Origin of the sequence: Sphingopyxis sp., from assembly GCF_016463645.1 — a bacterium.
GTDB lineage: Bacteria > Pseudomonadota > Alphaproteobacteria > Sphingomonadales > Sphingomonadaceae > Sphingopyxis.
This window is the reverse complement of the sequence record NZ_JAEMQX010000173.1, coordinates 1-6,149: the sequence shown is the minus strand read 5'-3', so window position 1 is coordinate 6,149 and position 6,149 is coordinate 1. Positions and strand designations below refer to the sequence as shown.

At 66.6% G+C, this 6,149-nt stretch carries 6 protein-coding genes; 3 read left to right on the top strand and 3 right to left on the bottom strand.

Annotated features, from left to right (window positions below; translation table 11 throughout):
* From JHC57_RS20450 to ppc, 3 genes are all read left to right on the top strand, one after another.
* Nucleotides 1–288: HNH endonuclease (locus tag JHC57_RS20450; protein WP_294032433.1), on the top strand; the 288-nt coding region annotated here is incomplete at its 5' end.
* Between the two features lie 81 nt (nucleotides 289–369).
* Nucleotides 370–795 (top strand): YbaY family lipoprotein, encoded by a 426-nt coding sequence (locus JHC57_RS20445; protein WP_294032432.1) that lies wholly within the window; start codon nucleotides 370–372, stop codon nucleotides 793–795.
* Nucleotides 796–859: 64 nt separating this feature from the next.
* A complete protein-coding gene (gene ppc / locus JHC57_RS20440; RefSeq protein WP_294032431.1) occupies nucleotides 860–3,538 on the top strand; it encodes a phosphoenolpyruvate carboxylase in 2,679 nt (892 codons plus the stop codon).
* A gap of 5 nt (nucleotides 3,539–3,543) precedes the next feature.
* On the opposite strand, the gene JHC57_RS20435 is transcribed toward ppc, so the two are convergent.
* The 3 genes from JHC57_RS20435 to JHC57_RS20425 are packed head-to-tail and all read right to left on the bottom strand — an operon-like array spanning nucleotide 3,544 to nucleotide 6,059.
* Nucleotides 3,544–4,062 (bottom strand): hypothetical protein, encoded by a 519-nt coding sequence (locus JHC57_RS20435; RefSeq protein WP_294032430.1) that lies wholly within the window; start codon nucleotides 4,060–4,062, stop codon nucleotides 3,544–3,546.
* A 58-nt stretch (nucleotides 4,063–4,120) separates the two neighbouring features.
* Complete coding sequence (locus JHC57_RS20430; RefSeq protein ID WP_294032429.1) at nucleotides 4,121–4,924, bottom strand: SDR family oxidoreductase; 804 nt, start codon at nucleotides 4,922–4,924, stop codon at nucleotides 4,121–4,123.
* Between the two features lie 16 nt (nucleotides 4,925–4,940).
* A complete protein-coding gene (locus tag JHC57_RS20425; RefSeq protein WP_294032428.1) occupies nucleotides 4,941–6,059 on the bottom strand; it encodes an acyl-CoA dehydrogenase family protein in 1,119 nt (372 codons plus the stop codon).
* Nucleotides 6,060–6,149: the final 90 nt, after the last annotated feature.

Here is a 6,149-nt window from a genome sequence, read left to right as displayed (position 1 = left end):
CGTTTCGCGTGCCAATATTGCGGGTCGGGCAAGGATCTGACCTTCGATCATGTCGTCCCGCGCCGGCTTGGCGGGCGCACGACGTGGGAAAATGTCGCGACAGCCTGCGCGCCGTGCAACCTAAAAAAGGGGGGCCGGACGCCGCAACAGGCGCATATGCCGCTTTATCGCCAGCCGTGGCGCCCGACGAGCTGGCAGCTCCAGGACAATGGCCGGGCATTCCCGCCGAACTATCTGCATACGAGCTGGATCGACTGGCTCTATTGGGATGTTGAACTCGAAGGCTGACGGGCGCGTGGACGGACGGGACAGCGTGGGTTCACCTCGAGGGGACCAGGCAACCGCCAGCCATCGAAAAGGAGAAACAGCATGGTTCGCCTCACCCGCATGCTCGCCGTCGGCGTGGTCGCCACGCCGCTGCTCGCCGCCTGCGCGACAATCCCGCCCGCCGAACAGCCGGTGTCGGTCACCGGCAGCATCACCTATCGCGAGCGCATGGCATTGCCCCCGACGGCGCAGGTCGAGATCACGCTAGCCGACGTCAGCCTGATGGACGCGCCGTCGAAGACGGTCGCGCAGCAGTCGTTCACCGCCGACGGGCGGCAGGTCCCCTTCGCCTTCACACTGACCGTCGACCAGCGCCAGCTCGATCCGCGCCACAGCTATGCCGTGTCGGCGCGCATCACCGATGCGTCGGGCAGGCTGATGTTCATCACCGACACGCGCAACTCTGTTGCGTTCGACGGCCGCCGCGCGATCGATCTGGGAATGCTGATCCTCGTCAAGACGCACTGATATGACGCGCGCATAGCTATGCGCCGCTTGACGCTGCGCCTTCGCAGGTGCAGCAATCCGGCGCATGGGCCCGCCTATCCAGATCTCGCAAAATCCCGACATCCGCTATTTGGGGCGGATCCTCGGCGACGTCATCCGCGCCTATGGCGGCGACAAATTGTTCCGCCAGACCGAATATATCCGCTCGTCGAGCGTCGACCGGCACCGCGGCATCGCGGGGGCCGAGGCGATCGATCCGGGGCTCGATGCGCTGAGTCTCGACGATACGATCGCCTTCGTGCGCGGCTTCATGCTGTTTTCGATGCTCGCGAACCTCGCCGAGGACCGGCAGGGGGTCGCGGCGGAGCCCGAGGCGACGGTGGCGGCGGCGATCGAAAAGCTGAAGGGCGACGGGATCGATGGCGATGCGATCGCGGCGCTGCTGAGCGCCGCCTTGGTAGCCCCCGTGCTGACGGCGCACCCGACCGAGGTGCGGCGCAAGTCGGTGCTCGACCACAAGAATCGCATCGCCGAGCTCATGCTGCTGCGCGATGCCGGGGTGGACGAGACGCCCGAGGGCGATGTCGTCGAGGATGCGATCCGGCGGCAGATCGTCCTGCTCTGGCAGACGCGCCCGCTGCGCACCGAGAAGTTGTTCGTCGCCGACGAGATCGACAATGCGCTCACCTATTTGCGCGACGTCTTTCTGCCCGTCGTGCCGAAGCTTTATGCGCGCTGGGAAGCCGAGCTGGGACAGCGCCCCGCGAGCTTCCTGCGCGTCGGCAGCTGGATCGGCGGCGACCGCGACGGCAACCCTTTCGTCACCGCCGATACGATGCACATGGCGACGGGCCGCAATGCCGCGGCGGTGCTCGGCCATTATATCGACGCGGTCCACGGGCTCGGCGCCGAGCTGTCGGTGTCGGCGAGCCTCGCCGCCGTCCCCGATGCGGTCGAAGCGCTGGCCGAAGCGAGCGGCGACGCGGCGCCGAGCCGCCGCGACGAGCCCTATCGCCGCGCGCTGTCGGGAATTTACGCGCGGCTTTGCGCGACGTTCTCGGAGATCGTCGGGCGCGCGCCGCCGCGGCCGTCGGCGCTGAGCGGCGAACCCTATGCGACGCCCGCGGATTTCCGCCGCGACCTCGTCACCATCGCCAACGGGCTGTCCGCGAACAGCCAGGGCCAGTTCGGCGGCATCGGCGCCTTGGGCCGGCTGATCCGCGCGGTCGAGGTGTTCGGTTTCCACCTCGCGACGCTGGACATGCGGCAGAACAGCGCGGTGCACGAGCGCGTGCTCGCCGAGCTGCTGTCGGTATCGGGCGTGTGCGCCGATTATCTGGCGCTGGGCGAAGAGGAACGCGTCGCTTTGCTCACCGCCGAGCTCGCGAGCGACCGGCCGCTCGCCGCGCCGTGGCACCAGTGGAGCGACGAGACCGCGGGCGAACTCGCCATCGTCCATGCCGCCGCCGACGTGCGTGCGCGGCTGGGCAATGATGCAATCTGCCAGTGGATCATCAGCATGGCGCAGGAGCTGTCCGACCTGCTCGAAGTCCATGTCCTCGCGCGCGAGGCGGGGCTGTGGCGGAGCGGCGGCGACGCCGGCAAATCGAATCTGATGGTCGTGCCCCTGTTCGAAACGATCGCCGATCTCGACCGCGCGCCCGCGATCATGACACGCTATTTCGCGATGCCCGAAATCGGCCCGCAAATCGGGCAGCGCGGGCATCAGGAAGTGATGATCGGCTATTCGGATTCGAACAAGGACGGCGGTTACCTGACCTCGACGTGGGGATTGCATCAGGCGTCGCAGGCGCTGACCCCGGTGTTCGAGGAGGCCGACACCGCGATGCAATTGTTCCACGGCCGCGGTGGCGCGGTCGGGCGCGGCGGCGGCAGCGCCTTTGCCGCGATCCGCGCGCAGCCCGCGGGTACGGTGCAGGGGCGCATCCGCATCACCGAGCAGGGCGAGGTGATCGCCGCCAAATATGGCACCGCGGCGAGCGCGGCGACGAACCTCGAGGCGATGGTGTCAGCGAGCCTGCTCGCGAGCCTCGAGCCAGAGGCGCTCAGCGACAAGGATGCGGCGCGCTTTACCGCGGCGATGGACCAGCTTTCGGACGGCGCCTTCGCCGCCTATCGCGGGCTCGTTTACGACACGCCGGCGTTCAAGGATTTCTTCCGCTCGATGACGCCGATCGCCGAGATCGCGACGCTGAAGATCGGGTCGCGTCCGTCGAGCCGCACCAAATCGAGCGCGATCGAGGATCTGCGCGCGATCCCGTGGGTGTTCAGCTGGGCGCAGTCGCGCGCGATGCTTCCGGGCTGGTACGGCACCGGCGAGGGTTTCGCGGCGTTCGAGGACAAAGCGCTGCTCGCCGACATGGCGGCGGGCTGGCCCTTTTTCGCGGCGCTGCTCGGCAACATGGAGATGGTGCTCGCGAAATCCGACATGGGGATCGCGGCGCGCTATGCCGAACTGGCTGCGGGCATCGACGGGCATGATGCCATCTTTGGCCGTATCCGCGACGGGTGGAACCGCGCGCATGACGGCTTGCTGGGCATCACCGGGCAGACACGGCTGCTCGAGAAGAATCCGGCGCTCGAGGCGTCGATCCGGCTGCGCCTGCCCTATATCGAGCCACTCAACCTGCTGCAGATCGAGCTGATGAAGCGCCACCGCGCGGGCGAGACCGACCCGCGGATTGCCGAGGGTATCCAGCTGACGATCAACGCGATCGCGACGGCGCTACGGAATAGCGGGTAGGCGCGTCAACTCTTCGTAATCACGACCTCGCCCTTGGCGTTCGCGCCATCGGGAGCGAAGTTAATGCGGAAGTCCGAGCCGTCCTTGTCCTTGCCCGCGAGCGTGTCGCCGCTGCGCGTGACCTTGACGCCTTTTTTGGCGAATTCGCTCGCCATCCAGTCGGCCGCCTTCGTCGGCGCGGCGGGTGAGGTGAAGCCGAGTTTCACGGTCGCCTTGTCGGCGCCATTCCTGTCGTTCGCGTCGACGTCTACCTTGGTGACCTTGCTGCCGGGGTAGAGTTTCACCCCGTCGATGTCGAAGTCGCTCTCGATATCGAGGTCGACAAAATCGGGGATATCGATGTCGATACCCGCGCCGCCGCCGCCGATCTTGATGTTGCCGCCATCCTTGCCGGTCCTGATCTGGACCCCGCCATGCTCGTCGCCGGCGTTGATCGAGACCTGGGTGCCCTCGGCAGACTTCTTCTCCTCCGAGCCGCAGGCGGCGAGGAGCATCATCGGGGGAATCAGGAACGCGAGACGCATGAACAATCTCCTTGGTGCATTAGTTTAATAATACACCAAGGAGATGCGAAGTCAATTGTCAGGCGTCGATGCTGGTCTTCAAATCGCCATGCACGAGCCCGCCGTCGACGGTGATCGTGTCGCCGACGACATAGTCGCCCGCCTTCGACGCGAGGAAGATCGCGGCGCCCGCCATATCCTCGGGCACACCGATGCGCTTGACCGGGATGCTCTTTGCCACCGCATCGCCATGGTCGCGCGCGGCCTTGTTCATGTCCGACTGGAAGGCGCCGGGCGCGATCGCGGTGACGATGATGTTGTCGGTGACCAGTCGCGCGGCGAGCCGCTTGGTGAGGTAGAGGATCGCCGCCTTCGACGCGTGATAGCTGTAGGTTTCCCACGGGTTCAGCCGCTGACCGTCGATCGAGCCGATGTTGATCACCTTCGCCGGGCGCGCGGCGCTGCCGCCGGCCTTGAGCAGCCCGTGGAGCGCCTGCGTCAGGAAGAAGGGCGACTTGACGTTGATGTCCATCACCTTGTCCCAGCCCGCCTCGGGGAAGCCCTCGAACGGTTCGCCCCACGCCGCGCCGGCGTTGTTGACGAGGATGTCGAGGCGCTCTTCGCGCGCTTCGAGCTCCTTGGCGAGCGCGCGGCAGCCTTCGACGGTCGAGAGGTCGACGGGCAAACCGATCACCTTGCCCGGATAGCGCGTCTCGAAATCGGCGACGGCTTCCTCGATCTGCGCGGTCTTGCGCGCCGAGATGTAGACGCGCGCGGCGCCCGCGGCGAGATAGCCCTCGACGATCATCTTGCCGATGCCGCGCGAGCCGCCGGTGACGAGCGCGATGCGGTCGCCCAAGCCAAACATGTCCTGAAGGTTCATTGTCTTTCTCCCCGGCTCAATAGCCGTTCATGCGGGCAACCTGATCGATGTGGTAATGCACATCGCCCATATATTCGGCGAGCGCGCGGTCGCGCTTCATGTAGAGGCCGATATCATATTCGTCGGTCATGCCGATGCCGCCATGCATCTGCACGCCCTCGCGCACCGCGAGGTTGGCGGCGCGGCCGGCCTTGGCCTTGGCGACCGAGACCATCAGCTTCGCACCCTCGCTGCCTTCATCCAGAAGCTGCTGCGCCTTCATCACCGTGGCGCGCGCGACTTCCATCTCCCCATAGAGATGCGCAGCGCGGTGCTGGAGCCCCTGGAACTCGCCGATCAGCTTGCCGAACTGCTTGCGTTCCTTGAGGTAATTGACGGTCATGTCCATCGCGCCCTGCCCGACACCGACCATTTCGGCGGCGGCGCCGGTGCGGGTGGCGGCGAGCAGCGCGTCGAGGATTTCGCCGCCGGCATCGACCTCGCCGATCACGGCGTCGGCATCAAGTTCGACGCCATCGAGGGTGACATGGCTCGCAAGCGAAGAGTCGACGAGACGGCGCGGGTCAGCAGTGACGCCTTTCGCATCCTTGGGCACCGCGAACAAAGTGATGCCGCCGTCGGTCTTCGCCGCAACGATGCTCATGTCGGCGACATGACCGTGAAGGACGAAGCTCTTCTTGCCGTCGAGGCGGAAGCCGTTGCCCGCGCGCGTCGCGCTGGTCGCGATGCGGTCGGGGCGGTGCTTGGCGCCTTCGTCGATCGCGAGCGCGACGATCGCCTCGCCGCTGGCAATTGCGGGGAGCCAGCGGCCCGCCTGCGTTCCGCCCGCTTTCGCGAGCGCGGCGACTGCGCCGACGCCGGTCGAGAGGAAGGGCGACGGGGTCAGGTTGCGGCCGATTTCCTCGAGCACGATGCCCGCTTCCATATGCCCCATGCCGAGCCCGCCGTGCGCCTCCGGCACCAGCATCCCCGGCAGCCCCATTTCGGTGAACTGCGCCCAGAGGTCGCGCGAGAAGCCGGTGGCGTCGGCGGTGTCGCGAAGCTTGCGGAGGTGCGAGACGGGGGCCTGTTCGGCCACGAAGGGCGCGACGCTGTCCTTGAGCATCGCCTGATCGTCGTTGTGATAGAGAGGCATGGATCAGGCTCCAGGCAGGTCGAGGATACGCTTGGCGATGACGTTGAGCATGACTTCGCTCGTCCCGCCTTCGATCGAATTGGCCTTGGT